The following is a 1,869-nucleotide window of genomic DNA, read 5'->3' as shown; positions in this document are numbered from 1 at the left end:
GTGCGCACCATATGGCGCAGCTCCGCCTCGTCGGCGGCTGCCATGACGACAAAGCCGGGCAGCGACGCGAGGAAGGTGGTGTCGAAGGCGCCGCAATGGGTGGCGCCGTCGGCGCCGACGAAGCCGGCGCGGTCGATCGGAAAGCGCACCGGCAGCTTCTGGATCGCCACGTCATGGACGACTTGGTCGTAGGCGCGCTGCAGGAAGGTCGAATAGATGGCGGCGAAGGGCTTGTAGCCCTCGGTGGCGAGCCCGGCGGCGAAGGTCACCGCATGCTGCTCGGCGATGCCGACATCGAACGTCCGGGTCGGGAAAACCTCGCCGAAGAGGTCGAGCCCGGTGCCGCTCGGCATGGCGGCGGTGATCGCCACGATGCGGTCGTCCGCGTGCGCTTCCTGGATCAGGCTCTCGGCGAAGACCTTGGTGTAGCTTGGAGCGTTGGCGGGCGCCTTGGCCTGCGCGCCAGTAATGACGTCGAATTTGTTGACGCCGTGATATTTGTCGGCGGCGGCTTCCGCCGGGCCATAGCCCTTGCCCTTCTGGGTCACGACATGGATCAGCACCGGGCCGTCGGCATTGTCGCGGACGTTCTTCAGCACCGGGATCAAATGCTCGAGATTGTGCCCGTCGATCGGGCCGATGTGATAAAAGCCGAGTTCCTCGAACAGCGTGCCGCCGGTAACGTAGCCGCGCGCATGCTCGACTGCCCGCGTGATGGCGCGGTCGGCGCGCTTGCCGAGATAGGAGGTCAGCTTCTTGCCGAAATCGCGCAGGCCGAGATAGGCCTTGCCGGAGGCGAGCCTCGCCAGATAGGCGCTCATAGCGCCGGTCGGTGGAGCGATCGACATGTCGTTGTCGTTGAGGATGACGATCAGCCGGGCATCGAGGGCACCGGCATTGTTCATCGCCTCATAGGCCATGCCGGCCGACATGGCGCCGTCGCCGATGACGGCAATGACGTTGTTGCGTCCGCCGGACAACTCGCGTCCGACAGCCATGCCAAGGCCGGCGGAAATCGAGGTCGAGGAGTGGGCCGCGCCGAAGGGGTCGTATTCGCTCTCGGCCCGCCGGGTAAAGCCGGAAAGGCCGCCCTCCTGCCGCAAGGTGCGGATGCGGTCGCGGCGGCCGGTCAGGATCTTGTGCGGATAGGCCTGGTGGCCGACATCCCAGATCAGCCGGTCGTCCGGCGTGTTGAAGACGTAGTGTAGCGCAACGGTGAGCTCGACCACGCCGAGCCCGGCGCCAAGGTGACCGCCGGTGTGGGAAACGGCATCGATCAGCTCGGCGCGCAGTTCCGAGGCGAGCTGCGGCAGCTCGCTTTCGTCAAGCGTCCTCAGATCCGCGGGGATGCGGACCTTGTCGAGGAGTGGCGTTTGCAGCGTCGCGTTCACTTGTTGAGAGGCCTGGTGAAACCTGATGTCATGCACGTTGATCATGGGCGAAATATGCCGCCGCCCGGCGAATGTAAATGCGTGTCAATGACGCGGATGGTTCTGACGTTAATTGTCCGGTAACGGAATGAACTCTTCCTCGTCTCCGGGAACGATATCGAAGCGGCCCGTCTTCCATTCTTCTTTCGCCTGCTCGATGCGCTCTTTCGACGACGAAACGAAATTCCACCAGATGTAGCGCCGGGAGCCGAGCGAGGCGCCGCCGAACAGCATGAAATGGGCACCGTTCTTAGACGAAACCACGATTTCGTCGCCCGGTTTGAACACCAGAAGCCGCTCGGCCGGGAAACGGTCGCCGGCAATCGAGACCTCGCCTTCCAGCGTGTAGATGGCGCGTTCCTCGGCATCGGCCGGAATCTTGACGCTGGCGCCAGCCGCCAGCCTCAGATCGGCATAAAGGGTGTCCGAGGCGGTCGAA

2 protein-coding genes are annotated in these 1,869 nt (G+C 64.3%); both read right to left on the bottom strand.

Features of this window, described 5'->3' with window-relative positions; all coding sequences use genetic code 11:
* On the bottom strand, positions 1 to 1,391 hold a 1,391-nt coding region (gene dxs / locus EN745_RS34315; protein WP_127423278.1), incomplete at its 3' end, for a 1-deoxy-D-xylulose-5-phosphate synthase.
* A 108-nt stretch (positions 1,392 to 1,499) separates the two neighbouring features.
* The coding region (locus EN745_RS34310; RefSeq protein ID WP_281034807.1) for a pirin-like C-terminal cupin domain-containing protein at positions 1,500 to 1,869 on the bottom strand (370 nt) is incomplete at its 5' end.

The sequence above is a fragment of the Mesorhizobium sp. M4A.F.Ca.ET.022.05.2.1 genome, assembly GCF_003998845.1.
Classification (GTDB): domain Bacteria; phylum Pseudomonadota; class Alphaproteobacteria; order Rhizobiales; family Rhizobiaceae; genus Mesorhizobium.
This window is presented reverse-complemented; position numbering and strand designations above follow the sequence as displayed.